This window comes from Pseudomonas lundensis, assembly GCF_015377145.2.
Taxonomy (GTDB): Bacteria; Pseudomonadota; Gammaproteobacteria; order Pseudomonadales; family Pseudomonadaceae; genus Aquipseudomonas; species Aquipseudomonas lundensis.
Genome location: NZ_CP062158.2, coordinates 3,359,520 through 3,383,814 on the forward strand (window position 1 = coordinate 3,359,520; position 24,295 = coordinate 3,383,814).

At 57.7% G+C, this 24,295-nt stretch carries 22 protein-coding genes; 2 read left to right on the plus strand and 20 right to left on the minus strand.

Annotation, left to right across the window (positions count from 1 at the left end; genetic code table 11):
- Nucleotides 1-3: 3 nt before the first annotated feature.
- The 6 genes from IF654_RS15740 to tig form a co-directional block, all read right to left on the minus strand.
- Complete coding sequence (locus IF654_RS15740) at nucleotides 4-1,875, minus strand: SurA N-terminal domain-containing protein (protein ID WP_047282921.1); 1,872 nt, start codon at nucleotides 1,873-1,875, stop codon at nucleotides 4-6.
- Between the two features lie 229 nt (nucleotides 1,876-2,104).
- Nucleotides 2,105-2,377: an HU family DNA-binding protein gene (locus IF654_RS15745; RefSeq protein ID WP_003183171.1), complete on the minus strand. Its 273-nt coding sequence runs from the start codon at nucleotides 2,375-2,377 to the stop codon at nucleotides 2,105-2,107.
- A gap of 148 nt (nucleotides 2,378-2,525) precedes the next feature.
- Nucleotides 2,526-4,922, minus strand: coding sequence for an endopeptidase La (gene lon, locus IF654_RS15750; protein ID WP_047277959.1), 2,397 nt, complete (start codon nucleotides 4,920-4,922; stop codon nucleotides 2,526-2,528).
- A 164-nt stretch (nucleotides 4,923-5,086) separates the two neighbouring features.
- On the minus strand, nucleotides 5,087-6,370 hold the full coding sequence (gene clpX / locus IF654_RS15755; RefSeq protein WP_047276597.1) for an ATP-dependent Clp protease ATP-binding subunit ClpX: 1,284 nt from the start codon (nucleotides 6,368-6,370) through the stop codon (nucleotides 5,087-5,089).
- Nucleotides 6,371-6,476: 106 nt separating this feature from the next.
- The gene (gene clpP, locus IF654_RS15760) at nucleotides 6,477-7,118 is read right to left on the minus strand and encodes an ATP-dependent Clp endopeptidase proteolytic subunit ClpP (protein ID WP_047276599.1); all 642 of its coding nucleotides are present in this window, start codon (nucleotides 7,116-7,118) and stop codon (nucleotides 6,477-6,479) included.
- Between the two features lie 91 nt (nucleotides 7,119-7,209).
- Entirely contained in the window at nucleotides 7,210-8,520 is a 1,311-nt protein-coding gene (gene tig, locus IF654_RS15765; protein ID WP_047277961.1) for a trigger factor, read from the minus strand.
- A gap of 1,019 nt (nucleotides 8,521-9,539) precedes the next feature.
- Here tig and IF654_RS15770 point away from each other — a divergent pair.
- The gene (locus tag IF654_RS15770; protein ID WP_047294200.1) at nucleotides 9,540-10,604 is read left to right on the plus strand and encodes a hypothetical protein; all 1,065 of its coding nucleotides are present in this window, start codon (nucleotides 9,540-9,542) and stop codon (nucleotides 10,602-10,604) included.
- Between the two features lies 1 nt (nucleotide 10,605).
- Nucleotides 10,606-11,136, plus strand: coding sequence for a hypothetical protein (locus IF654_RS15775; RefSeq protein WP_047294202.1), 531 nt, complete (start codon nucleotides 10,606-10,608; stop codon nucleotides 11,134-11,136).
- A 50-nt stretch (nucleotides 11,137-11,186) separates the two neighbouring features.
- Here the strand turns inward: IF654_RS15775 and IF654_RS15780 are convergent, their stop codons facing one another.
- The 14 genes from IF654_RS15780 to IF654_RS15845 all read right to left on the minus strand — a co-directional run bounded on the left by IF654_RS15780 (nucleotide 11,187) and on the right by IF654_RS15845 (nucleotide 24,290).
- Entirely contained in the window at nucleotides 11,187-11,681 is a 495-nt protein-coding gene (locus IF654_RS15780) for a lysis protein (protein ID WP_052959406.1), read from the minus strand.
- The gene (locus tag IF654_RS15785; RefSeq protein ID WP_047280270.1) at nucleotides 11,678-12,223 is read right to left on the minus strand and encodes a glycoside hydrolase family 19 protein; all 546 of its coding nucleotides are present in this window, start codon (nucleotides 12,221-12,223) and stop codon (nucleotides 11,678-11,680) included. Before IF654_RS15785 ends, IF654_RS15780 begins: the two co-directional genes overlap by 4 nt.
- 47 nt (nucleotides 12,224-12,270) lie before the next feature.
- On the minus strand, nucleotides 12,271-13,317 hold the full coding sequence (locus IF654_RS15790) for a phage late control D family protein (RefSeq protein WP_194862252.1): 1,047 nt from the start codon (nucleotides 13,315-13,317) through the stop codon (nucleotides 12,271-12,273).
- Between the two features lie 76 nt (nucleotides 13,318-13,393).
- Nucleotides 13,394-13,600, minus strand: a complete 207-nt coding sequence (locus IF654_RS15795) for a tail protein X (protein WP_047296895.1) — start codon at nucleotides 13,598-13,600, stop codon at nucleotides 13,394-13,396.
- Nucleotides 13,575-14,420, minus strand: coding sequence for a phage tail protein (locus IF654_RS15800; RefSeq protein WP_095008616.1), 846 nt, complete (start codon nucleotides 14,418-14,420; stop codon nucleotides 13,575-13,577). The genes IF654_RS15795 and IF654_RS15800 overlap by 26 nt, the downstream gene beginning before the upstream one ends.
- Nucleotides 14,421-14,436: 16 nt before the next feature.
- Nucleotides 14,437-17,442, minus strand: coding sequence for a phage tail tape measure protein (locus IF654_RS15805; protein ID WP_194862251.1), 3,006 nt, complete (start codon nucleotides 17,440-17,442; stop codon nucleotides 14,437-14,439).
- 148 nt (nucleotides 17,443-17,590) lie between these two features.
- Nucleotides 17,591-17,899 carry a phage tail assembly protein gene (locus IF654_RS15810; protein ID WP_095008538.1) on the minus strand — a complete coding sequence of 103 codons (309 nt, stop codon included), beginning with the start codon at nucleotides 17,897-17,899 and terminating at the stop codon, nucleotides 17,591-17,593.
- An 11-nt stretch (nucleotides 17,900-17,910) separates the two neighbouring features.
- Nucleotides 17,911-18,414 carry a phage major tail tube protein gene (locus IF654_RS15815; protein WP_194862250.1) on the minus strand — a complete coding sequence of 168 codons (504 nt, stop codon included), beginning with the start codon at nucleotides 18,412-18,414 and terminating at the stop codon, nucleotides 17,911-17,913.
- 12 nt (nucleotides 18,415-18,426) lie between these two features.
- Complete coding sequence (locus IF654_RS15820; RefSeq protein ID WP_194862249.1) at nucleotides 18,427-19,599, minus strand: phage tail sheath subtilisin-like domain-containing protein; 1,173 nt, start codon at nucleotides 19,597-19,599, stop codon at nucleotides 18,427-18,429.
- A gap of 90 nt (nucleotides 19,600-19,689) precedes the next feature.
- A complete protein-coding gene (locus IF654_RS15825; RefSeq protein WP_052959421.1) occupies nucleotides 19,690-20,304 on the minus strand; it encodes a phage tail assembly chaperone in 615 nt (204 codons plus the stop codon).
- A complete protein-coding gene (locus IF654_RS23030; protein WP_230683714.1) occupies nucleotides 20,301-22,484 on the minus strand; it encodes a phage tail protein in 2,184 nt (727 codons plus the stop codon). Before IF654_RS23030 ends, IF654_RS15825 begins: the two co-directional genes overlap by 4 nt.
- A complete protein-coding gene (locus IF654_RS15835; protein ID WP_169836252.1) occupies nucleotides 22,481-23,083 on the minus strand; it encodes a phage tail protein I in 603 nt (200 codons plus the stop codon). The genes IF654_RS23030 and IF654_RS15835 overlap by 4 nt, the downstream gene beginning before the upstream one ends.
- Nucleotides 23,080-23,967 carry a baseplate assembly protein gene (locus tag IF654_RS15840; RefSeq protein WP_048374849.1) on the minus strand — a complete coding sequence of 296 codons (888 nt, stop codon included), beginning with the start codon at nucleotides 23,965-23,967 and terminating at the stop codon, nucleotides 23,080-23,082. The genes IF654_RS15835 and IF654_RS15840 overlap by 4 nt, the downstream gene beginning before the upstream one ends.
- Nucleotides 23,964-24,290, minus strand: a complete 327-nt coding sequence (locus IF654_RS15845) for a GPW/gp25 family protein (RefSeq protein ID WP_048374851.1) — start codon at nucleotides 24,288-24,290, stop codon at nucleotides 23,964-23,966. The genes IF654_RS15840 and IF654_RS15845 overlap by 4 nt, the downstream gene beginning before the upstream one ends.
- Nucleotides 24,291-24,295: the final 5 nt, after the last annotated feature.

A 24,295-nucleotide genomic window follows, 5' to 3' on the forward strand; every position in this document is an offset into this window, starting at 1 on the left:
GGCTTAGTAGCGTTCGACCTTGGCCTCGTTTTCCAACTGCTTGCGGAAAGCAGAGAAGTCCTGCTGACCGGCACGCGAGGCGAGAACGCGACGATACGTAGCTTTCTCTTCTGCTGTCGGCTGGGCACCGTCATTGACGGCATTCAACCGCAGCACAACAACACTGCCATCCGCCAGGGTAACGCTGCTGAACGTCGGCTTGTCCTTGGAGGCTGGCTTGGGCATGCGGAATACGGCTTGCAAGACAGCCGGATCGATACCGTCCTGACCTCGTGCCACCCCTTGCTCAACCTTCCAGGCATGACCATCAACCGGCTGATTCAACGGCAACTTGCCATCGCGCAGACCTTTAATGATGTCCTCAGCCCGGGTTTTAGCCGCAGCACTGGCGTGCTCTTTAACCAATTGCGCACGAATGCTTGGCGCGACCGCTTCCAGCGGCAATTGCTCCGGCTTGCGGTGCTCCTTGACGCGCAATACGACAACGGTCTCAGGATCAAGCTCAATGGCAGAGCTGTTCGCCCCCTCATCCATCACTTCAGTGCTGAATGCGGCTTGAACCACAGCGCGGTTGGCGGCAACCCCTTCTCCACCTTCACGACCAAACGGTGCAGAGGTGTGAACAGTCAACTTCAGCTCCTGGGCTGGCTGCGCCAGATCAGAGGCTTCAAATGCCGAATCTTCAAGCTGCTTGCTGGCATCGACAAAGCGCTGCTCGACCTGTTGTGTTTTCAGGTCACGCGTCAGTTTGTCTTTGAGGCTGGCAAAGGTCGGCACCTCAGGCGCTTCCACACCCAGCAGTTTGATCAAGTGGTAGCCAAAGCTCGTGCGAACCGGCTCGGACACCTGGTCTTTGTTCAGCGCATACAGGGCTGTCTCAAATACCGGGTCGTAAACACCCGGGCCTGCGAAACCAAGATCACCGCCGTTAGCCGCCGAACCTGGATCCTGAGAGAACTCCTTGGCCAATGCCTCGAAGCTTTCACCCTTGGCCAGACGTTGTTGAATCTCGGCGATTTTGGCCTTGGCTTGCTCGTCGCTGACTTTGTCGTTCACTTCAATCAGGATGTGCGCGCCACGACGCTGTTCAGCCAAATTGGCGATTTCTTTCTGATAAAGCGCCTGAAGCTCGTCATCCTTGACCGCCACCTGATCAAAGAAAGAAGACTTCTTCAATTCGATGTAATCGATCACAACCTGATCAGGGGTCATGAACTCTTTGGCGTGCTCGTCGTAGTAGGCCTTGATCTCGTCATCGCTCAATTTCACCGCAGCAGGATCGGCCTTGATGTTCAGCGAGTCGAAATCGCGGGTCTGTTTTTCAAGACGGGCGAAGGCGTTGACTTGCTCATCGGTAACGAAACCACTGCCTGCCAAACCGGCGCGCAGCTGACCAATCAGCATTTCTTCAGCCAACATGTCACGAAATTGCAGACGGCCGTAGCCCAACTGGCGGATGACCTGATCGAAACGTTCGGGACTGAACTTGCCATCCACCTGGAACTCTGGCGTTTGCAGAATCACTTGGTCCAGCGCGGCCTCAGAGAAAGAGAACTTGGACTGGTTGGCACCTTGCAGCAACAGCTTGCGGTCGATCAACCCTTTGAGGGCTGACTCACGCAGCATTTTCTCGTCCAGAAGCGAGGCATCGAAATCCTTGCCCAGTTGCTGCATCAGCTGACGACGTTGCATGTCGACGGCCTGGCTCAGCTCGGTTTGAGTGATTTCTTCACCGTTTACCTTGGCTGCATCCTTGCTGGTCGAAGTGGCTTGAAAAATGGCATCGAAACCGGTCAACGCCATTAACGCGACGATGACACCGATGATGGTCTTGGCAATCCAGCCTTGTGAATTGTCCCTGATATTTTGCAGCATGCTTCCCCCAGAAACGGTCTTGCTTAATGAACAACCGTGGAGCGTGGGTAGAGTCCGGATAGAAGAAAGGCGCATCCGAGGATGCGCCTTCTCGTAACTGGCGGAGCGGACCGGGCTCGAACCCGCGACCCCCGGCGTAACAGATCGATATAGCCATCGACCGCACTACCGCTCCGCTGCCAAGCCTGGCGTGCGCCTGACCCGGTTGGGTAAAAGGTGTAACAGAAACTCAGTTAACGGCTTCTTTCAGCGCTTTACCGGCTTTGAAACCTGGCTTTTTAGCAGCAGGAATTTCCAGCGTTTTACCGGTCTGTGGGTTACGACCAGTACGAGCAGGACGATCGGTTACAGAAAAAGTACCAAAGCCAACCAGTACCACAGAGTCGCCAGCCTTAAGAGCGCCAGTGACGGATTCGATTACTGCGTCCAGCGCACGGCCGGCGGCAGCTTTCGGGATATCAGCAGATGCAGCGATAGCATCAATCAGTTCCGACTTGTTCACTCTAAGTCCCCTTATATCTATCTGAGTATGTTTCTAAAGTTTTTTGGTCAAAGCAAAACGACTGCTGAAGCACTTACGGACACTTATAGAGCCGCTTTATAACAAGGGCTCTAAAAAGCGTCAAGAAAGCCCCTCAGGCGAATCCGTATTAATGCGTGCTAATTCTTTCCTTAGAGTCAGACTCTCGTTTGTCTTCCTTGGCGACAATCTCGGGAGCCTCGTCCGGCAAGGGCTCCGGCGCGTATTGCAGCGCAATTTGCAGGACTTCGTCAATCCATTTAACCGGTTTGATTTGAAGATCCTGTTTGATGTTGTCAGGGATTTCCTTCAGATCACGGACATTTTCTTCAGGAATAATTACTGTCTTGATCCCACCACGGTGAGCAGCCAATAGTTTTTCCTTCAAGCCCCCGATGGCCAATACCTGACCACGCAGCGTAATTTCACCGGTCATCGCAACATCGGCCCGCACGGGAATCAGCGTCAGTGCGGAGACCAAAGCGGTGCACATTCCGACACCCGCGCTCGGGCCGTCCTTGGGCGTAGCGCCTTCAGGCATATGAATGTGAATATCGCGTTTCTCGTGGAAATCCAACGGGATACCCAGACTTTTAGCCCGACTGCGCACAACCGTCAGCGCTGCCGTAATCGACTCGACCATGACATCGCCCAGCGAGCCGGTCTTGATCAGTTGACCTTTGCCAGGCACGACTGCGGCTTCAATCGTCAACAGCTCGCCGCCCACCTGAGTCCAGGCCAGGCCGGTTACCTGACCAATCTGATCTTGCTGTTCAGCCAAGCCATAACTGAATTTTCTTACACCTAAAAAGTGCTCGAGCAAATCAGACGTCACCACCACAGAGAAGCGTTTTTCCAACGCATGCTCTTTGACGGCTTTACGGCAGATCTTGGCAATTTGACGCTCAAGCCCCCGTACACCGGCTTCACGGGTGTAGTAACGAATGATGTCGCGAATGGCTTCGTTGTCGAATGCCAATTCGCCTTTTTTAAGGCCATTCGCCTCGATTTGCTTGGGTGCCAGGTATTTGACAGCAATGTTGATTTTTTCGTCTTCGGTGTAACCCGGCAGACGAATCACCTCCATCCGGTCCAGCAACGCTGGCGGAATGTTCATGGAGTTAGAGGTGCACAGGAACATCACATCGGACAGGTCGTAATCAACCTCGAGGTAATGATCATTGAAGTTATGGTTTTGCTCAGGATCGAGCACTTCGAGCAACGCTGACGCGGGATCACCACGCATGTCGCTGCCCATTTTGTCGATTTCATCGAGCAGAAACAGCGGGTTACGTACGCCCACCTTGGTCATTTTTTGAATCAATCGGCCTGGCATCGAACCGATATAAGTCCGGCGATGGCCCCGAATTTCAGCCTCGTCACGCACACCGCCCAACGCCATTCGCACGAATTTACGATTGGTTGCATGGGCGATCGACTCGGCAAGCGAGGTTTTACCGACCCCCGGAGGCCCGACCAGGCACAGCACCGGTCCACGGATTTTCTTCACCCGCTTTTGCACAGCGAGATATTCAAGAATCCGCTCTTTAACTTCCTCCAGACCGTAATGGTCGGCATCAAGGATGTCTTCAGCGCGCTTGAGGTCCAGACGCACCTTGCTCTGTGCTTTCCAGGGCACCTGGACCAGCCAGTCGATATAGGAGCGTACGACCGTCGCTTCGGCCGACATGGGCGACATCTGCTTGAGCTTGTTAAGCTCAGCCTGCGCTTTGGCCATGGCATCTTTTGGAAGGCCGGCTGCATCGATGCGCTTTTTCAGTTCTTCAATTTCGTTGTGACCTTCGTCACCATCACCCAGCTCTTTCTGAATGGCCTTCATCTGCTCATTCAGGTAGTACTCGCGCTGACTGCGTTCCATCTGCTTTTTGACGCGGCCGCGAATGCGCTTTTCAACTTGCAGCAGATCGATTTCGGCGTCCAGCAGCGCGAGCACGTGCTCCACCCGGGTTTGCAGATCGATGATTTCGAGTATTTCCTGCTTCTGTTCGATCTTGAGTGCCATATGGGCAGCCATGGTATCGACCAGTCGGCTTGGCTCATCAATGCTGTTAAGCGAAGACAACACCTCAGCCGGTACTTTTTTGCCCAACTGCACATACTGCTCAAACTGCGAGAGCAGGCTGCGTACAAATACTTCGGACTCGCGCTCAGGCGCAGCCGCTTCTTCGATCAAGGAAACTTCGGCGCTCAGGTAGCCATCCGCCTGGCCAAATTTTTCAACAGCGCCACGCTGCTCACCCTCGACCAGCACCTTGACGGTACCGTCTGGCAGTTTCAGCAACTGCAAAACAGTGGCGATAGTGCCCACGCCATAAAGTGCGTCTGCAGTGGGATCATCGTCTGCAGGATTTTTTTGAGCCAACAGCAGGATTTGCTTGTCGCCCGTCATCGCAGCCTCGAGGGCCTCGATCGACTTCTCGCGTCCCACGAACAGTGGGATCACCATGTGCGGATACACAACGACATCACGCAACGGCAGGAGAGGCAATTCGATGGTTGTCTTCATGATTTCGCCTCTACGGCGGCCATACGGCCGTAATCAGATGGAAGTAAGCTTGAAGCCAAGATGGGGGCTGTCTCTAAAAAAAACAAGCGTTGATAGGCAGTAAAAACAAAGGGGCCCGAAGGCCCCTTTGTTAAACACGCACCATGTAACAAAGAGCTACACATTTACGCGTCTGGCGCAGCCTTGGCAGTCGCATCGTTGTTTTCGTAAATCAACAATGGCTTGGACTTGCCTTCGATAACGCTTTCATCGATCACCACTTTACTCACCTCGGACTGCGAGGGGATTTCATACATGGTGTCGAGCAGCACGCCTTCGAGAATGGAACGCAGGCCACGAGCACCTGTTTTACGTTCCAGAGCACGCTTGGCCACAGCTTTCAGCGCATCCGCACGAAACTCAAGGTCTACACCTTCCATTTCGAACAGCTTGCCGTACTGCTTGGTCAGCGCATTTTTAGGCTCGGTGAGAATCTGCATCAATGCAGCCTCATCCAGCTCATCCAATGTCGCCAGTACAGGGAGACGGCCTACGAATTCCGGAATCAGACCAAACTTGACCAAATCGTCAGGTTCGACCTCACGCAGGGATTCACCTACCTTCTTGCCCTCTTCCTTGCTGCGAACCTCAGCACTGAAGCCAATACCGCCACGGGTTGAGCGAGCCTGAACGACCTTTTCGAGGCCGGAGAAAGCACCACCGCAAATGAAGAGAATATTACGGGTATCAACCTGTAAAAACTCTTGCTGAGGATGCTTGCGCCCACCTTGAGGCGGAACGGAAGCCACGGTGCCTTCGATCAGCTTCAACAAAGCTTGCTGCACACCTTCGCCGGAAACATCCCGGGTGATGGACGGGTTGTCAGATTTGCGTGAAATCTTGTCGATTTCATCAATGTAGACAATGCCCATCTGAGCCTTCTCTACATCGTAGTCGCACTTCTGCAACAGCTTCTGAATGATATTTTCAACATCTTCACCCACGTAACCCGCCTCAGTCAGCGTGGTTGCGTCGGCAATGGTGAAAGGCACATTCAGCAAACGAGCCAAGGTCTCTGCCAGCAGGGTTTTACCCGAGCCAGTAGGACCGATAAGCAGGATATTACTCTTGCCCAGTTCGACGTCGTCGTTCTTTTTGTCACGCTGGTTAAGGCGCTTGTAGTGGTTATAAACCGCTACAGCCAAAACCTTTTTGGCACGTTCCTGACCAATTACATACTGATCAAGGATGCCGCTGATTTCTTTTGGCGATGGTAATTTATGCGCACTGCTCTCGGCCTGGGCTTCCTGCACCTCCTCACGGATGATGTCATTGCACAGGTCGACGCATTCGTCGCAGATAAAGACCGAGGGGCCGGCAATCAATTTGCGCACTTCATGCTGGCTTTTGCCACAGAAGGAGCAATAGAGCAATTTGCCGTTGTCCTCGCCGTTGCGGGTGTCAGTCATTCGATCGATCCAAATCCGATAGGCTTGCAACACAAGATGAAGGCAACTGCAGGCTTTTTCAAGCCCACAGGTGGCCGGATAAACCAACCACCTACATTTTAGCTGCTTAAGCGGGCATTTGACGCTTGCTGAACACAGAGTCGATCAAGCCATATTCGGCTGCACGCTCGGCACTCATGAAGTTGTCACGCTCCGTGTCACGCTCGATGGTTTCGAGGGTTTGACCGGTGTGATGCGCCAACAGCGAGTTCAAACGATGACGGATGTTGAGGATTTCCTTGGCGTGAATATCGATATCCGACGCCTGCCCCTGGAAACCGCCCAGTGGCTGGTGAATCATCATCCGCGAGTTTGGCAGGCAATGACGCTTGCCCGGCGCACCGCCAGCCAACAGGAATGCACCCATGCTACAGGCCTGACCAATACAGATGGTCGAGACGTCCGGCTTGATGAACTGCATGGTGTCGTAGATCGACATGCCTGCCGTTACCGAGCCACCAGGGGAGTTAATGTAAAGATGGATGTCCTTGTCCGGGTTTTCGGCTTCAAGGAAGAGCAACTGCGCCGCGACCAGGTTAGCCATGTAGTCTTCTACAGGGCCTACCAGGAAGATGATCCGCTCCTTCAACAGGCGCGAATAGATGTCATAGGCGCGCTCGCCACGGGCGGACTGCTCAACAACCATCGGGACCAAGCCGCCAGCGGCTTGAATGTCAGAGTTCTGCTGCATATAAGAATTGCGGGACATGTCCTGCAGTCACTCCCAAATAGTTCTGTCTTGAATACGCATAAGCCAGCACGAGGCTGGCTTATGGTTGTGTTTTCAAACGAATCTGAAATCAGTCGGCTTGTGGAGCTTCCACCGGCTTGACAGCTTCTTCGTAAGAGACCGACTTATCGGTCACCTTAGCCTTCTGCAGAACAGTATCCACAACTTGTTCTTCCAGCACAACCGAACGGACTTCGTTCAATTGCTGGTCATTTTTGTAGTACCAGGCTACAACCTGCTCCGGCTCTTGGTAAGCAGAAGCCATTTCCTGAATCATTTCACGAACGCGATCTTCGTCTGGCTTCAGGTCGAACTGCTTGACCACCTCAGCCACGATCAGACCCAGCACAACGCGACGCTTGGCTTGCTCTTCAAACAGCTCGGCTGGCAGTTGATCCGGCTTGATGTTGCCGCCGAACTGCTGAACAGCCTGAACGCGCAGACGGTCAACTTCGCTCGACAACAGCGCCTTAGGCACTTCAATCGGGTTGGCAGCCAGCAGGCCTTCCATAACCTGATTTTTAACCTTGGACTTGATCGCCTGACGCAATTCACGCTCCATGTTCTTACGAACTTCGGCGCGGAAACCTTCAAGGCCAGTCTCTTTGATACCGAACTGAGCGAAGAATTCTTCGTTCAATTCAGGCAGCTTTGGCTCAGAAACGGTATTAACCGTCACGGTGAACTCGGCAGTTTTGCCTGCCAGATCAAGATTCTGATAATCCTCAGGGAATGTCAGGGTCAGAACGCGCTCTTCGCCCGCCTTGGCGCCTACCAGACCTTCTTCAAAACCAGGAATCATGCGGCCCGAACCCAGAACCAACTGAGTACCTTGCGCCGACCCGCCCGCAAACACTTCACCGTCAACCTTGCCAACGAAGTCGATATTCAGCTGATCTTCGTTCTGAGCAGCACGCTCAGTGACTTCAAAACGGGTGTTCTGCTTGCGCAGCACTTCCAGCATTTTGTCCAGGTCAGCATCAGCCACTTCAGCGCTCAGACGCTCAACGGCAATAGTGTCCAGACCCGTCACTTCGAATTCAGGGAACACTTCGAAAGTGGCGATGTATTCCAGATCTTTGCCTTTTTCGAACACTTTAGGTTCTACAGATGGCTGACCTGCCGGGTTGAGTTTTTGCTCAACCACTGCTTCGTAGAAGGAAGCCTGAATGATGTTGCCCAGCGCTTCTTGACGCGCATCAGCTTCGTAACGCTGGCGGATCACGCTCATTGGCACTTTGCCTGGACGGAAGCCCGGGATCTTGGCCTTTTGGGCAGTCTGTTGCAGACGCTTGTTGACTTCAGCCTCAATACGCTCAGCTGGCACGCCAATGGTCATGCGACGCTCAAGAGCGGAAGTATTTTCAACAGAAACTTGCATGGATATTCCTCGTTGCACAGACGTTAGCCGGCCGTTTCCGACCCCATAATCAAGGGCATGCATTCTAGTGGGTCAAACTCAAGAAGTCACCCTACCGCATTCGTACTCGGAAACAGCACACGCATTAATAAGGAGCAGCATTCATTCGCTCACTCCCGGACACACAACCTATAACCATAAAGACCGAATCAGAACCTTCCTATATAGAAGGCGACTCTCGGCCATAAACGCCCACCAAAAAGGCCCAGCTAAAGAGGAAAAGCAGAAATGCCTGACTCGACAACCCGCCTCTTTAGCACGATCAATGGCGCTTGAACATTTAAAAACGCCAAAACGAAAAAGGCGCAGCCCTTTTCAGGTGCTGCGCCTTTTTCAGTAAGTGGACGAGCCACTAATTTGGTGCGGACGGAGGGAATCAAATCAAAGCCTGAAGCCCCTGCCGTACGCGGCCTGCAAAGCAGCCCGCAAAACCAATGTACTGACCACTGTACTAAAATGCGCTTGCTGGGAGCCCGCGAAGACACCCTAACCTACTGGTATTGTTACACAAAACGGGACCCGCACAGCAACCCCTCCTTGGACCCCAGCCCACCTCATTCCGCACGATAGCGGATGTACTGCATCGCCCCTCTCTATAAAGGAGGGAAACGGTAAGGTCGCAACATTCGAATCTTATGACGCTCGAAGTCAGCCTATTCCGCATTCATGATCGATAGTCAATGCTTCCATCAGCACCACATGCCCGAAGGAGCATGGCAAACCGTTTAAACATGGCTGCTTCTCTAGCGCTCGCTGCAACCGAATAACCACAGATAGGTTCGTGAGAAAGTCACGCAGGCTATTTCCCTCCCCCGGCGTCCTGCCGAACGAACAAGCCTTCAGAAACGTGCCAAATGCATTGCGCTTTATTTCCCGCATCATTTTAGCGGCTATTCCGAGCTGGCCTTTTGCCTTATCTTTACCCCCCCAACAATGCTCTCACTACGAAATTCAGCGTATCTACCAAAAAGGGAAATTCTATGGCCGGGACTATTTCCAAGACTCTGCACTACAAGCGAGCAGTAATAAGCGGGGCAGGTAATCTGCAGGAAATTTTAGAAAAAGTTTTTGCTGTGGCCAGTCCGGCGAACAAGGTCGGCAAGCGAAAAGAAATTGTAAATGCTGATACCGATAGTTTCCGTGTGATCAACCACAAGCTTGACTATAACGGCATGCTCTTCTTTCAAATGATCATGTTTGAGCCAGGAGGCAGCCAAGCATTCATAGAAATGGACGATGATGCTGACTTTTATGCCCTCGATGCGTTCACAAACGAAGCTCTCAATAAGCCGGCAGATGCCGAGGAGCAAGCTAAATTCAGAAAAGAGTTTGTTGACTCGCTGCTTTACTTCGGGGTTTTTGATAATCACGTTGTAGTGTTGCAATCCAGCTCTCTTCGGGCAAGAGAGCTTGAGGCTCATCTGGGATGGATCATCGCCAGCTTTGGTGGCGTCCCCACTGGAACAGCTATCATTCTGAATGATCAGCCAAGCCAAGAAACATTCGCAAAAATTGCAGCCAAGCCCGTAAGGAATATCAAGCTTGGGACCCCTGTAAAGGCCGAGGCTGAAGACTCTGTGCCTGATGATGAAGGTCGCGTAACGCTCACCGAAGTTTCTGAAGATGTACTCAACCCCCGAAAGGTACGGTTTCAACCTGCTGGAATGGGTGCGGATGTCATACGGGCCGCTATGGGTGCGGACTGGTTCAACAGGCTCGATCTCGAAGAAGACCTTGATGAAGCAAATCTCAAGGTAAGCCTTGAGATAACTTACATGAGAAAGACTACAAAAGTCGGCCAAAAGATACTAGATAACATTGCAACATCGCTCCGCCACGTTGACGAGGCCGACATCCGGATCGAACTAGAAGGTGGAGGGACAATAAAAGGTGGCGATCTGAAACTCTCTGGCTCTATTTCCGTGCCAAAACTGACGAATGGTTTGCTCGATGAGGGCGTCTTGTATCATAAAATGCACGGCTGGCTCGCAGGCAAGCTAAGATCAGGCGACGCAGAAGCAATAATTCTTCCGGAGATTGATTGACATGAAACAGCAGGGTTGGACTGGGTTAGGTTTTCTTGCGGTGCTGGTTGCAGCCGCGATGGGAGCGCTTGCGACTCATTTCTTCCTGTTGTCGGCAGATCAAAGCTCACCACCGACTATACAGTGGGGGATGCTGACAGTATTTTTGCTACCCCTTGGTTTTGCCACCCAGCTATGGTGGAACCTCAATAGCCTGCGAGAAATCAAGGGAATCACCGAATCTGAACGACGTCGTGTAAAAGCTACTGTCGGAGCCAAAAGACGACAAATACAATACGCCATATGTTTTTATGTGTGCTCAGCCTCTCTAATAGCAATTGGGCTCTTCTTGTCCCCAGGAAATTGGGCTGTATACAAAGTTGTCACTACTTTCACTGGCGTTAGCTTTTCGGTGAGTATCTGCTCTTTTTTTCTTATTCTCAGTGAGATCAAAGAGGTATCAGACTTCAAAAGCGGAGTCCATGAGAGGGCAATCAAGACCAAAAGCATTAATAAAAAACTTGAGAGATTGGCTCCAAAACAACCGAAGTGACCCTGTAACAAAGAGCCCAGCCCTGCGCCGGGCTCTTTATTTCCACAATTTTATCGACACACCTCCCGCACATATCTCTGCAACCCCTTCAAGGCTGCCCGGTCTTTGATGATCCCGGCTCTGATATCAAAAACAGTTCGTCCAGTAGCTCCAGCGAGTTCGACGGCTCCGCCATCATCCACGCGGGTGGCGCTGGCGGTATCGGACAGCTTGCCGCTACCGGCACTACAGCGCCCCGCGATGCGCAGCCGGCGATCACCAGCAGCAACATCAACGCGCAGCCTTTCATTTTCAGCGAGAGCATGGGCTTTTTCCTTTGTGGATTTAGCATCGAGTTCTGCGCGGGCCAGCTCTGCGGCTTGCTGCTTGTCCAGCGCCTGGCGTACTTGGGCGTTTGCAGCGGTGGTAATGGTCGTCAGGTCAGCTTTATGCGCCGCACTCAGATCGGCCAGTTGCTTGCCGTACCGCCAAGCCTCCACTTTCCATGTGGAAAAACAAGCAATGGCCACCACTGCGGCAAGACCAGCCCAGCGCCACGGAGTCACGCCAACACCTTCAACGCCCGCGCGTACAGCGCCTGACGATCTGCTGCTCCGTTTTGGCCACCGTTGATGCGTTGTGTGATCTTGTCGAACTGACCAGCGTCGGCCAAGGTGTTGAGTCCTCCGCTCGCCCAAAACCACGCTGCTGACATGCAGGCATGCTGCGGCTTTTCCAGCAGCTCTGGATGGTTGACCAGATCAAGGGCCAGCGCTTCGCCGCATGTGATGTAGTTGGCGCGTCCGGTGATCTGGATCAGTCCACGGCCGCGATACTTCTGGCCGTCGCCGTCCGCCTCAGGTGTGTTGCCCAAGCGCTTGGCGAGTGAGCCGGTGTCGTATTTGCTCAGGTACTGGTCGCTGCCCAGCTCGCGCACGTAGCGAAACTGGCCGGACTCGTGGCCGATCTGGGCGATGAAGGCGGCGACGCGCTTTGTCCCGATGATCTGGAAGCGAACCATTGCGGTGTTAAGGACAGGAACAAAAACGCCGGCTGTTTGGCCGGCGTTGGGGAGGATCTGCTGAAGTTGTTGCTGGGTAATCGACATAGGCTTGCCTTAATGAAAAACCCGCACAAGGCGGGTTAGGTTTGGGATTAATTTGCTTGTAGCTGCACGACTTTTAGCGGAGCTTTGGGCTTCTTGCCTTTGGCCTTGGCTTTGCCTTTCTTGCCGCCATTGCATTCGACGGTGGTGCTCCAGCCGCTTTGGGTGAAAACCTGCTCCACCGAGTCCACCAGGTACTCACCATCGAGCCCGACCTTGAAGCCTTGGGCATTGATGGTCCGCTCAGCAAACAAATCAGTTCGCCCGGGCATTTCTAGACGCACTGCGGCGGTCGAGCGGTTGAACGCGGCCAGCCGCGCTTTGGCGGCCTGCTCGGCGGCGGATTTGTTGGGGTAAATGTGGCGGTCTGTATGAACGGGCGGTAGGCCGTCAGGAGCTTCGTCGTTGTCCAAGGTGACGATGGCCAGCTTGCCGGTCTTCTTGTCCTGATGCTTGGTGCTGACCGCCTTATGGGCGCTGCGATCACCCAACCGGAACTGCCACCGGCTGACGTCGCTACGTGTCAGGGTGACGGTGCCCAGCGCTGTGCCGCTCGCGCTTTGTCCGCCTTGGCGCTGCATCACCAGCAACTTGCCGTCCGCCACTTTGGCGGTGCAGTCGAACTGCTTGGAGAGCCGGGTGATGAAGTTGAAGTCGGATTCGCCGAGCTGGTCCGCGCGAGGCACCACGGTGTCGACCGGGCACACCGGCGACCAGCCGTTACGCGCAGCTATGTCCTTGACGATGCTGGCCAGACTCACCCCTTCCCAACTGCCGCTGCGCGTGGTCTTGCCGCTGCCACGCATGTCGCTGGCTTTGCCCCGGATCACCAGCGTATCGGGCGGGCCGGACAACTCGACCTCGTCCACGGTGTAGCGTCCGAGGCGGGTTAATGCGGTGCCGCTGTAGCCGAGGAATACTTCGATACTCGCTCCACGACTTGGCAATGACACGGCGCTATCACGGTCATCGATGCGAAGTTCAAAGTCGTCGGACTCCATCCCGGGTTTATCAGTGGTGCGCAGCAACAGAAGGCGGTCGTTTATCAGCGCGGTGATGTCGGCGCCGTCTGCGACGATGCGAAAGGTCGGGGTCATTAGGTGAATTCCGAACAATAGAAAGCCCGCGCGATGGCGGGCCGAGTGGTTGAGCGTTACGCGTAACGAAACGCGGTTAATTCCAGAGCATCACCACTTCATCACTCGGCGCGGGCAAATCCGGCAGGTGAATCACTAGCCCAGCCTTGAACGGCTGAACCTGTTCGGCCAGCCCTTGGTTGGCATCGAGCACGGCTTCTACCGTGCCATTGAGGTGGCCGTAGTAGTTCTGGCAAATGGTGTCGAGTACGTCGCCGCTAGCCGTTCTGCAGGTCGTCGCCATAGCGCACAAACTCCAAGGTAAAGCCCTGTTTACGCGGGATGCCGCCTTGCAGCAGGGCGCTTTGTTCTTCTTCGATGTTTTTCAAACACCAGTTGCCCAGCACGTCGCCGTAGCCGGTGGTCAGGCCCAGCGGTTGAAGTTGGGCGCCGATGCTGCGCAGGGTGTCGAGTTGTTTGATGCCGCCTTTGAACCCGCCAAAAATCGCACCCGTGAGGGTGATGCGTTCTTCGCCCATGCCCACGGCTTGCTGCGCCGGGCGACGGTTCAGGCGCTCTTGTGAAGCCCAGCGGTATTCGCTGGAGCGCTTGAGTTCGTCGAAGGCGGCGGTGTCCAGGTTGAAGTAGAACGGTGTCGATCCGGGCTTGAGCGGTTGCATGATCAGCAGATGCGGGAACGGTTTTACCGCTTCGGCGGCCGGGGTCGCGTCTGCGCCCAGCGCGCCGGTGGGCACGATGTTGGCCAGTGACGGGCTGACTTTGCCTGCGATTTTGTTGATCGCAGTCGCGGCCTTGCCCGCCTGCTCTTTCAGCACGCCGAGGCGTTCCTCAATTTGCGAGGCCGCCCGGGTGGCTTTGTTGTAGGTGGCCACCACCGCGCCGACCTTGGCCTGCGCGGCGTTGACCCCACGCATCAGCCGTTGCACCTTGGCCCCGACCGCAGGGCCAATGAACGGCAAGTCGCTCAGTTCGGAGGCGGCGCCGCTGATTTCTCCAATGGCGCCGTTCACTGGCCCAAGCATGCCGTCCAGGCTACGACGCCCGGTTTCCCCGGCCGCAGTCAGGTACTTCAACCCCGACTGCAGTTGTTCCATGTAGGCCATGGCTTGCCCCTTCTGTTTAAAGATGCGGTTGGTCGTACAGATTCCGGCTCGACATCTGCTGGTTGATTTGCTCGATCTGCCGCTGCAGGTGTGGCTGTAGCTCGCGGGCCAGTGCGGCCGGGTCTTTCACATCTCCCTGCACCGTAATGGTCAGCGGCGCACTGACGTCGATTTTCTGATCAATCTTCGGCGGCTCGACCTTGAGCACCGGCTCCACCTTCGGCGGCATGGCCAGCGGCCCCGCAGGCGCGGTGCTGGCGAACGAGCGCACCACGTCGCCCATGTTTACTGCACCGGGCAGCTCGCGTGATGCGCTGGCACCGAGTGAGCCCTCAGGCGGTAAAGACTTGGGCCGTACCAAGTCCGCCCCCGGGAAGCGCGGCTTGTTGGCAAAGTGCGGTAACAGGAACGGGTTTTTCGAGTCCGGATCAGCCGGGTCATACGACACCGGTTTGACCACCGGCGCCGGTGATGCTGTCGGCGGCGGCAACGAATCCGGGCGCACCAGGTCCGCCCCGGGGAAGCGCGGTTTGTTGGCAAAGTGCGGCAACAGGAACGGGTCTTTCGAGTCCGGATCAGTCGGGTCATATGACACCGGCTTGACCACTGGAGCCAGTGGCTCGCCTGCCGCTTTGGCTTCGGGCTTCGGCGGTTCAGCGGGCTTTTCATCGTCCGATCCGAACCACGATTTACCGAGGCTGCCCCCGATGGATTCGCCGCCCATGCTGCCGAGGATGCCGCCGATCAAGCCACCGACCGCCGTGCCCAAAATCGGCACAACAGAACCGATGGCCGCACCGGCCGCAGCCCCTGCCAGCGCACCGGCCATGTTGCCCGCAGCGGCGCCGTAGCCTTCGGCCTTTTCGTCCTTGGTTTCGGCGTTCTGGTAGGTGTCGGCCGCACGCAGGACGCCTTCAAACAGCGCAGCACCAGGAACCGCTTTACCTGCTTTGCCAATCAACCCCATGGCGCGCGCCGCCCGCCCCGGCGGTACAGGTGGAACGGGCGGCACGGGCGGTCTCGGCGGACGAGGCCCACCACCACCCGCACGGCGTCGGCCGTTGCGGCCGCCCGCGCGCCGTCGCCCGCCACGACCACCGGCGCCGCCTCCACCACCCCCGCCGCCCATTGCTGCGGCGTTGACCACAAACACCTTTTGCGGCCCGGTGTCTTCCCCACCGTCATCATCGTTTTTGGCTTCGCGGAACACATCCAGTAGCTTGAGCCCGGTATCAATCGGGTCAAAGCCTTTGCTTTCGCCGCCTTCCTCGCTGTCGCCGTCATCGTCCTTTTTGCCGCCGAAGGCTTTCAGGCCGATTTCCGCGAGGGCCAGCACTTTGGAGCCCTTGCCGCCTTCCTTGTCGTCACCATCACCGGCGTTGGTCACAAAGACCTTTTGCACGCCCTTGGCATCCCGTCCGCCCATGGCGCCGCGTGCGAGGTTGAACAGGCCCTTGCCGATCTTGAACGAGCCCAGCAGCCCTTGCAGGGTCAGCGCTCCACCGGCCAACACCGTCAGCCCCATGGCCAACCCGGGCGTGCGGTCGCTGAGCGAGGTGATGCCCTTGGCCACACTGGTCAGCCCTTCGGCCACGCCGTCGGTGATCGGCCGGATCGCATCGCCCACCGAGCGCATGGCGTCGTCCATCGACTGGGCCATTTCCTTCCATTTTTGCGACGAGGTTTCGCGGCGCTCAGCCAAGTTCTTGTCGAGGATGCCGGTGGCGTCCCGGGATTCACGCTTGAGCTGGCCGTACAGTTCCTTGTTCTGCATGTAGGCCGTGAGCGCGGCCTTGACCTGCATGTCCGCGAAAATATCGCCGGTTCGCAGTGCCTGTTCAAGCGAAGCCATCATGGCCTTGGCTTTTTCCGGGTTGGACTCCTTGCTTATTTTTGCCGTTGCTTCGGCCATTTCAGCGGCGCGTTTTGGATCAGTCTTCTGAATATACTTTTGTGCGAGGGCAAAGCTAGATTCCAGCGTAGACATGCCCTGCTGAATGCCAGACTCCAGTGAGCCTTGGTAATCAATACCTACCTTGGCGTAAGACTCAACAGTTTGCGAAGAACCAATTTTCCCCATCCAGTTCTTGAGGTTGTTAGCCGCCTCATCGGAGCTACCTGCGGTCTTCATCTGTACTTGCAACATTGCGCCCAGTTGGGTCACGGCATCCATACCAGTGATCCGCAAATTCCCCATGTTGGCCAGCAACTCAGGGAACCACTTGGCCATGTCGCTGGCCTCGAAACTGCCCGCCTGCCCTTGGAAGGCGATGGCCTCAAGCGCTTGCTGCATTTCCTTGGCGCTGGTGATGTTGGCGTTCTGCCCCAGGGCGTTGATCATCTTCGCGGTTTCGCCGCCATCCGAGCCCTGCCCGATCACGAACTTGGCCGCGACCGGCGCGTATTCCATGGCCTTGGCCAAGTCCATACCGGCACCCACCAGCTCGTTGACCACGGTGGCCACCTCGTTACGGGCCATGCCGGTGTCACGTGAGGTGTCGATGATGGTGCGCGACATCTGCTTTTCTTCGGGGGCATTGGCGATGCCCGCCTTGATCGCGATGTCGCGGATGATGGCGTTGTAATCGGCGCTGACTTTGGTCGGCACCGCCAGTGCTGCCGCCCCCACCGCTGCCCGGCCAACCGTGCTTTTGACACTGGCCCGGCCTTCGTTGAGTTGTGCATGGCCCTGGGCTTTCAGATCCGCCTGCCGCGCCGTACGGCCGAGCATTTGATAGGCCCGGTCGAGTCGCCCGACCTCGATCCCCTGCTTGCGCAAACTGTCGAGATTGGCATTGAGTTTGTTCCGCAGCGCGTATGCCCCGGCCGAACCGCTGTCGTAGGCCTTTTTCCATTCGTTGCGCAGGCGGATGGTGTCACCGATCTGGCGTTGCATGACCCGGGCCTTGGCCCCGGTCGCTTCCAGCTTCTTGATCCGGCTATCAACGTCCTTGAACGCTGAGCCCACGGAGGAACTGACCGCCCCGCCGATCACCAGCCCGAGCGCGAGTTTGTTTGCCATCTGTTCGCCCTGCCCTGTGGTTGCGCGTCAGGCGGCTCAATCCGTGAGCCACCAGACCATTTCAGAAAACGGCATGGCCATGATCTCGGCGGCGGAAAAACTCGTTTCTGCCGCCAAGCGCTTGGCCAGTTGTTTAAGGGTTGCGGGGTTACAGTTCGCCTTCGTCGACCATACGAAAATAGCCTTCCTGCACGCGGCTGTAGTCCACCACCTTGAGCCCCTCCAGATCGCCGGGCGGGATTTCGGTCAGGCTGGAGAACAGTTGCAATTCGCGCTTTTCAGCATCGCCGCCCGAGACCGCGCCCGCTGCCCGCACATCGCGAACGGTCGGCGCGCGCATGACCACCTTGTCGGTTTTGACATGGTTAAGTTCAGTTGGGTAACGCAGGGTGATGGTGACGCCTTCGTCGGTCAGGGTGAGCCAGGACGGGAGTTTCTTTTCAGTATTGATAGTCATGCGGGAATTCCTTAAAGGCCCAGGGCGCTGCGTTCGGCAGCCAGTTGATCGACGCCGTCAATCACGCGCACCGCGTTGACCATGTCGATTTCGTACATCACACGACCGTCGATCTCCAACTTGTAGTAGGTGACCGCCATGGCGTATTTCATTTCAGCTTTGTCGCCCGCCTTCCAGTCGCCCGGATCAACTTCCTTGAGCATGCCGCGCAGGGTGGCAATCACCGGGGTGATCTGGCCCTTGAGCCCCTTGAAGGCCCCGCGAAACACCGCGTTGCAGCCGGTCTGGTCCGACAGGCCGAAGTACTTCATCATCTCGCGGCGTACCCCGGTGCTGGTCCAGCTGGCTTCCAGCTTTTCCAGCCCCATGTCCATATCGATCTCACCGGCCATCCCGCCGCCGCGATGCGCTTCGGTTTTAACCGTGAGCTTGGGCAGGGTCAGCGACGGCACGTCACCGGCGAAGCTGACCCCGTCCACGAACAGGTTGGTGTTGCTGAGCATTTGCGGAATCATTGAGCGGCCTCCTTAGGCGGCGGTTTCCAGCACTTCGGTCAACCACTGGTTGGTGACCTCCACGCGGAAAATAGGGTTCTCGGCAGGCGGCACGTCGGTGAAACGGATGTTCCAGTACACCTTGCCCTCCTCCAGCTGGCTGGCCGTGTTCAGTTCGGTGTCTGCAAACACTTCAAAGTTGATCACTGCACCCTGATTTTTCAGGTCGCGCATAAAGGCTTCGAGGCCGTCCGTGACGTCCTTGACGTAGGTCTTGGTGATCGAGCGGTCCACCGCCCATTTGTGCCCGGCCAGAATCGCGTCCATCACGATGTCGAGGGTGCGCACGCGGGTGACAAACGACCATTTCGAATCGGCCGACAGCGTGCGGTTGCCCCACAGGCGGTAGCCGCCGTCGCGGATGATGGTGGTGATGTTGGCGTTGTTGAGCAGGTTGGCGCGGCAGGTTTCGTCGCCGTCCAGGAACTCAATCGGGCGCGTGGTGCCGGTGATGCCGACAAACTCCTTGTTCGACGGCGAGGCCCAGAAGCCGTACTCGGTGTCAGTCCAGGCGAACAGGCCAGCGGTAAACGCCGAGGCCGGGGCGTCGATGGTTTTGCTGGTGATCGTGTCCCATTGCTGAACGCCCGGGTCGACCATGTAAATGCGCTTGCTACCGAACTCCTGCGCGTAGGCCAGCACCGCCTCGTCGGTGGTGTTGGGGCCGTCGACGATGGCGATGGCGCGCAACTTGCCCGCCAGTGCATCCATGGCCGTGGCCACCGCTTGCGTGGCGGAATGCTTGGGCGCGATCAACAGCCGCGGCTGGGCGTTGAAGCGGCTTTTGCCGTCGAGCAAGGCTTGCAGGCCGGTACGCTGACCCGAGGCCAACACGCCGCCGATGATGGCCGAGGTTTGCAGCGCTTCGTCTTCCAGCTTGGCCACGCCGCACGCGACGATCACGGCCTTGGCTTTCAAGAACACCGCTTTTGCCGCACGGGTGATGGCCGAGTCTTCACCGAATGCGGCGATGGCTTCGCGCTCGCTGGTCAGCAGTACCAGGTCATTGGGTTTGGCCGTCGCCTTGATACCCGGGGTGAAGGTGTCGCAAAGGCCGATGATCGAGGTCGACGGCAGCGCAATGGTGCGCTCGCCGGTGTCGACCAGCGTGACGGTAACGCCGTGAAAACGGCTGGCTGTGCTCATACAGGTACTCTCCAGAAACAACAAAGCCCCGCAGAGCGGGGCTTGTGTGGGTCAAACAGTGGATACAAAAACGCCCCAGGGTGCGGGGCGTCAGGCAAGGTAGTCAGCCAACCAGTCCGGCTCGACCGGACGCCGGGTGACGTCCGGAAACGCTTCGGATTCGGGCCAGTCGCGCAGGTCCATGCGAAAGCCTTGCAACGCCCGGTATTGATCAGCACCAAGCGTGGTCGGCCGACCGGCTTCGGTTTCATCCCGATGGCGAACGATCAGCGTGTCGGTGCTCAGCAGCAGCCGGTCACGCCATTGGCGCTGTCCGGCGGCTTGCTGGGCAAGGCTGGGTGGCGGCCGGTCAACCAGACACGGCACGCCGTCCTCGTCCAGGGCCACGACCTTGCCTGCCGCCGACGCGTGGGACAGTTCCAGGTACAACGCCTCGCTCAGTTCCAGCAGCTCGTGCTCAGGCGGCAGTTTGCAGGCCGGGTTGGGCACGCTGATCAAGGGCGGTATGGCGTCCGGATCGGGCATTTCAATGTTCGGCGCCGACGCACTGAGGTTGTCGGCATCCGGCGACCAGTCCGGGTCAGGCACATACGCCACAGGCGGCGTCCACTCGGGATCAACCACGTCGATGCGACGTGGACCAAACACCGAATCACAGTAGAAATTCAACTGCGTGCGGTGCAGGTAGTAGGTGTCAGTCTTCAATTTCCCCACGCCTCCCAATAACACGGCCCTACGCCGTCGTTGCCGTTAACCAGTGTGAACCCTTGGCGGGTCACGTCTTTGACGCCGTAGTTACCCACCGCGCTGGGCTTCATCTCGGCCTGTTGCATAAAGTGGACGCCGAACACCGCGTTCGGGAAGGTCATCGGCAGCGGCACCGCCACGGACGAATCCTGCCCGACACTGTTGGTCACCCCCCACATACGCATCAGTCCGGTGTCAGCGCATCGCCACCAACCGGTCACAGCTGCACTGCCCGTGTTTTTCGGGGCGTTGCCCGAGTGCCACACGGTGTAGGCATTGGCGCCCATCGAGAGCCCGCCGACCTTGAACTGGTTGTCCGTGTCCAGACCAAAGTAGGCCCCGAAAATCCCTTTGCGATGAAACAGCATCACCGCCGAGGCCGCGTTGTTGGCCTCGTTGTGCACTTCCAGCGAGCCGGTTTCGCTGGTCATGGACGCGATATACGGCGAATTCCCAGAACCGCAATGCAGGTTGGAACCGCTGGCCAACGACTGGTTGACCTTGAGGTACTGCGCAGGCGGGTACTTGGACACGTCCCACAACGCGCCGCGCCCGTTGAACACGTCGCCGGTGGCAAAGTCGGCCGAAAAGATCTCTTTCGACTCACTGCCGTAATAGCCGATGTAGCGCAGACGCTGTCGGTAGACATTCAGTGAGCCGATGCCCTCTTCGGACCTAAAGCTAATCGAAGGGCTACTGGTGGTCAGGCCCGCAAGGGTCAGCGGGCCGGTCATGGTGTCGCCGGTGTTGCGTACGCGCTTGGCCAGTTCTTCGTTGATGGCCGTGGCGAAGTTCGGGTTATTGCCCAGCGCGGCCGCCAGTTCATTGAGCGTGTTCAGCGCTTCCGGGGAGGAACCCACCAGCGCGGTAATCGCGTTCTCGACCAGCTGGGCCGTCTGAGTTTTGGTGTAGGCGTCCCCGATGCGGTAGCCCGCCAGCGTGGTCGCGTTGTCGGCCTTGGTCGCCAGTGCGGCCGTGACCGCTGCCGCGTCCGCTTTGGACGCCGGGTTGAAATTGCCGGTGTTCCAGAACGTCGAAGGCGGATAGGTGACCACGTCCCACAAGGCGCCGCGAGCGTTGGCCACGTTCCCGCTGTTGAAGTCCAGCGAGAACAGTTGTTTGGATTGCGACCCGTAATAGCCGATGTAGCGCAACACGCCTTTGTTCAGGCTGAACCCGCCAATACCGGAGGCATCGCGAAAGCTGAGCGAGGGCGATACATCAGTGCCATTGCCGAGGGTCAGCCCCCCCGACATCTCATCGCCTTCGCGGGACACTTTGCGCGACAAGGCATTGATGATGGTGTTGGCAAAGTTTGGATCACCGCCCAAGGCGTCGGCCAGTTCTTTCAAGGTGTCCAGCGCACCTGGCGCACCGCTGATCAGCGAGGCAACCAGCGCCTGAACGAAAGCCGTGTTGGCCAACTGCTGACTGTTGCTGGTCAACGGCGCCGTGGGTGCTTTCGGGGTGCCGGTCAGCACCGGGCTGTCGAGCGGCGCTTTCACCTGCAGCAAGTCATTGACTTGCGTTTTGGTGTAAGCGTCCTTGATCCCGTTATCGGCCAGTGTCTCGGGGTTGCTGCCCTCGATCACCACGCCGCGTTTGTCGATCAGCACCTTGGTGTAACTGCCGGGCTTGCGCGTCGGCGGCAACACTTCAATGATGCGGTCGTCCACGTACTGCCGGGTCGCCAGTACCACGCTCGGGTCGATCTTGAGCGTGACGTTGGCGGCGCTGCTGACGATGAAGTTAATGCGCACCACTTGGGTCTTGCCGGAGCCCTGTGCCAGCTCCGGTTTAAAGCTGGGCGCACAGTTGGCCACCGCCACCAGATCGCCGTCCGCGTCGTACAGGCCGATTTCACGAATCCACCAGCCGCCGACGTTTTCCGGGATCACCTGCTCGGCAATGATCACGTTGGTGTTTTTCGGGTCGATCTTGACCTGATTCAGCGGCGCGCGGCGGCGCTCGTTGATCAGCTTGGTTTGCGCCTGGTTGGGTTGCGGGTCGGCACCGTTGGCATCGCCCACGCCCATTTGAGAGAACGTCCACGGGATGTTCATCGCGTTGGCGTTGGCCTGCTTGGCCTTGCCCACGGCGGTGAGGATCGCCATGAACTGGCTGCTTTGATCAATCATGAGTACACGTCCAGGTATTCGATTTGATGTTCCCGGCCAGCCGGGCCGTAATGCCCCGTGACCTCGATGTCGCGCGGCGCCGGTGGGTACACGTCGATCACCTCGCCCTCGTACAGGCAGGAAAAGACGTTGAGCTGGCCGGTGCTTTCAAGGCTGATCACCAGTTCGGTCAGCGTGCGGCTGAGCGGTTTTGCGTCATCGATAAGCGCCGTCAGCTCGCGGTACATTTCCTCGGTGATGCCGGTATCCAGCACCCCGACCTTGAGCCCGAACGTGCCCGGCACGCCCAGCGGCACGGTCTGCCACCACTCGATCACTTCCAGCAGATAACCCAGCGGCTCCACCACCCGGCGCAGCGCGCCGATGGTGCCTTTGTGGGCATGGATGAAGAACGCCGATTCAATGGCGGCGCGCTTGACCTGCTCGCTCCAGCGGTTGTCCCAGCGGTCCACCGACCACGCCCACGCCAACTGGTGCAGCAAGTGCGCCGGGCAGGTTTTCGCGTTGTACAGGGTGCGAATCGGAATCGCCGGGTTGTGATCAATCGCCGCTTCGATGGCCCGCTCTAACTGAGTGCTGTTGAGCGGCAGCAGGCTCATCCGGCACCGCCTTGGGTCACGCTGTAGCCGATGCAGTACGCGGCTTGGTGCGTGGCCCGGGGAATGTCGACCCAGCCGGGCAAGTCCACGCGGCTGACGCCAGTGATGTGCAGTTGCGCATCAATGGCCGAGCGGGCGATTTCCACGCCAAGGCGCCGACGCGGGTTGATCCAGGCCGCGAGGCGCCGGGTGGCTTCGGCCAGAATCGCTTCGTTTTCCGAGCCGGTCCCGGCCATGTGCAGCACCGCGTCAATGCGGTATTCCTGCACCTCGGCGCTTTGCACCGTGACCCGATCCCCGACCGGGCGAATGTCTTCGTCGCTGAGGTGGGCCAGCACCTTGTCCAGCAACGGCTGGTCGGCCACGCCGTTGCCCTCCAGATGCAACACGGTGACCACCACGTGGGCCGGGCTCGGACTTTCGGCCTGCGCGTCAGCCACCAGCGCCGAGGCGTTGCGCGCGTGCAGGATGTAGCTGTTACGCGGCCCGGCCGTGGTCAGGCCCTCGTACACCAGTTGGATACGCTCGCGTAACGCGTCGTCCAGTTCCATCACTTGCGGCACCGGTGGCACGCTTTGCAGATCGGCTTCCTGAATCACCAACCGTTTAAGCCGCACGTTGGCGGCGAGGTGATCGAGGTCGGTGCGCTGGGCGTAGGCCAACAGCAGCGACTTGGACGCGTCATTAACCCGCGCCCGGTGCCGAACCCGGCTGTAGGCGCCCAGCTCCAGCAACTTGACCACCGGGTCGCTCTCCAACGCCGCGTTCCAGTTGTCGCCCATGTAGGCGCGAAACACCGCCAGTTCTTCCTGATAGGCGTCTTCAAAGTCCAGCGACTCCAGCACCTCCGGGGTCGGCAATGCCGACAGGTCCACGGTACTCATGCGCTCACCTCCATTGCTACGCCCTCGCCCCGGTACAGGCCCTTGAGTTCAAAAGTGATCACGCCATCGAGCACCGCCGACACCCGCACCGCCTGCAACTTGAAACGCGGCTCCCACAGGTTCAGCGCGTGGGCGACCTCGGCCTGTACCGCGCTTTTCCAACCCGCGTTGATCGGCATGTCGACGAACCGGCGCAACTGGCAGCCATAGGCCGGGCGCATGCGCCGACTGCCCACCGGGGTGGTGAGGATGTCGGCAATGGATTGGCGCAAGTGCTCGACGCCGGAAAGGGCCGCGCCGGTGTGGCGATCCATTCCGATCATCGCGG

What these genes read in the sequence shown, in the direction of transcription:
- IF654_RS15845 (WP_048374851.1), bottom strand. Translation starts at nt 24,290, where the DNA reads ATGATCGGAATGGATCGCCACACCGGCGCGGCCCTTTCCGGCGTCGAG.
- IF654_RS15790 (WP_194862252.1), bottom strand. Translation starts at nt 13,317, where the DNA reads ATGACCCCGACCTTTCGCATCGTCGCAGACGGCGCCGACATCACCGCG.
- IF654_RS15810 (WP_095008538.1), bottom strand. Translation starts at nt 17,899, where the DNA reads ATGACTATCAATACTGAAAAGAAACTCCCGTCCTGGCTCACCCTGACC.
- IF654_RS15820 (WP_194862249.1), bottom strand. Translation starts at nt 19,599, where the DNA reads ATGAGCACAGCCAGCCGTTTTCACGGCGTTACCGTCACGCTGGTCGAC.
- IF654_RS15840 (WP_048374849.1), bottom strand. Translation starts at nt 23,967, where the DNA reads ATGAGTACCGTGGACCTGTCGGCATTGCCGACCCCGGAGGTGCTGGAG.
- clpX (WP_047276597.1), bottom strand. Translation starts at nt 6,370, where the DNA reads ATGACTGACACCCGCAACGGCGAGGACAACGGCAAATTGCTCTATTGC.
- tig (WP_047277961.1), bottom strand. Translation starts at nt 8,520, where the DNA reads ATGCAAGTTTCTGTTGAAAATACTTCCGCTCTTGAGCGTCGCATGACC.
- IF654_RS15815 (WP_194862250.1), bottom strand. Translation starts at nt 18,414, where the DNA reads ATGATTCCGCAAATGCTCAGCAACACCAACCTGTTCGTGGACGGGGTC.
- IF654_RS15795 (WP_047296895.1), bottom strand. Translation starts at nt 13,600, where the DNA reads ATGGCGACGACCTGCAGAACGGCTAGCGGCGACGTACTCGACACCATT.
- clpP (WP_047276599.1), bottom strand. Translation starts at nt 7,118, where the DNA reads ATGTCCCGCAATTCTTATATGCAGCAGAACTCTGACATTCAAGCCGCT.
- lon (WP_047277959.1), bottom strand. Translation starts at nt 4,922, where the DNA reads ATGAAGACAACCATCGAATTGCCTCTCCTGCCGTTGCGTGATGTCGTT.
- IF654_RS23030 (WP_230683714.1), bottom strand. Translation starts at nt 22,484, where the DNA reads ATGATTGATCAAAGCAGCCAGTTCATGGCGATCCTCACCGCCGTGGGC.
- IF654_RS15835 (WP_169836252.1), bottom strand. Translation starts at nt 23,083, where the DNA reads ATGAGCCTGCTGCCGCTCAACAGCACTCAGTTAGAGCGGGCCATCGAA.
- IF654_RS15740 (WP_047282921.1), bottom strand. Translation starts at nt 1,875, where the DNA reads ATGCTGCAAAATATCAGGGACAATTCACAAGGCTGGATTGCCAAGACC.
- IF654_RS15800 (WP_095008616.1), bottom strand. Translation starts at nt 14,420, where the DNA reads ATGGCCTACATGGAACAACTGCAGTCGGGGTTGAAGTACCTGACTGCG.
- IF654_RS15775 (WP_047294202.1), top strand. Translation starts at nt 10,606, where the DNA reads ATGAAACAGCAGGGTTGGACTGGGTTAGGTTTTCTTGCGGTGCTGGTT.
- IF654_RS15785 (WP_047280270.1), bottom strand. Translation starts at nt 12,223, where the DNA reads ATGTCGATTACCCAGCAACAACTTCAGCAGATCCTCCCCAACGCCGGC.
- IF654_RS15805 (WP_194862251.1), bottom strand. Translation starts at nt 17,442, where the DNA reads ATGGCAAACAAACTCGCGCTCGGGCTGGTGATCGGCGGGGCGGTCAGT.
- IF654_RS15770 (WP_047294200.1), top strand. Translation starts at nt 9,540, where the DNA reads ATGGCCGGGACTATTTCCAAGACTCTGCACTACAAGCGAGCAGTAATA.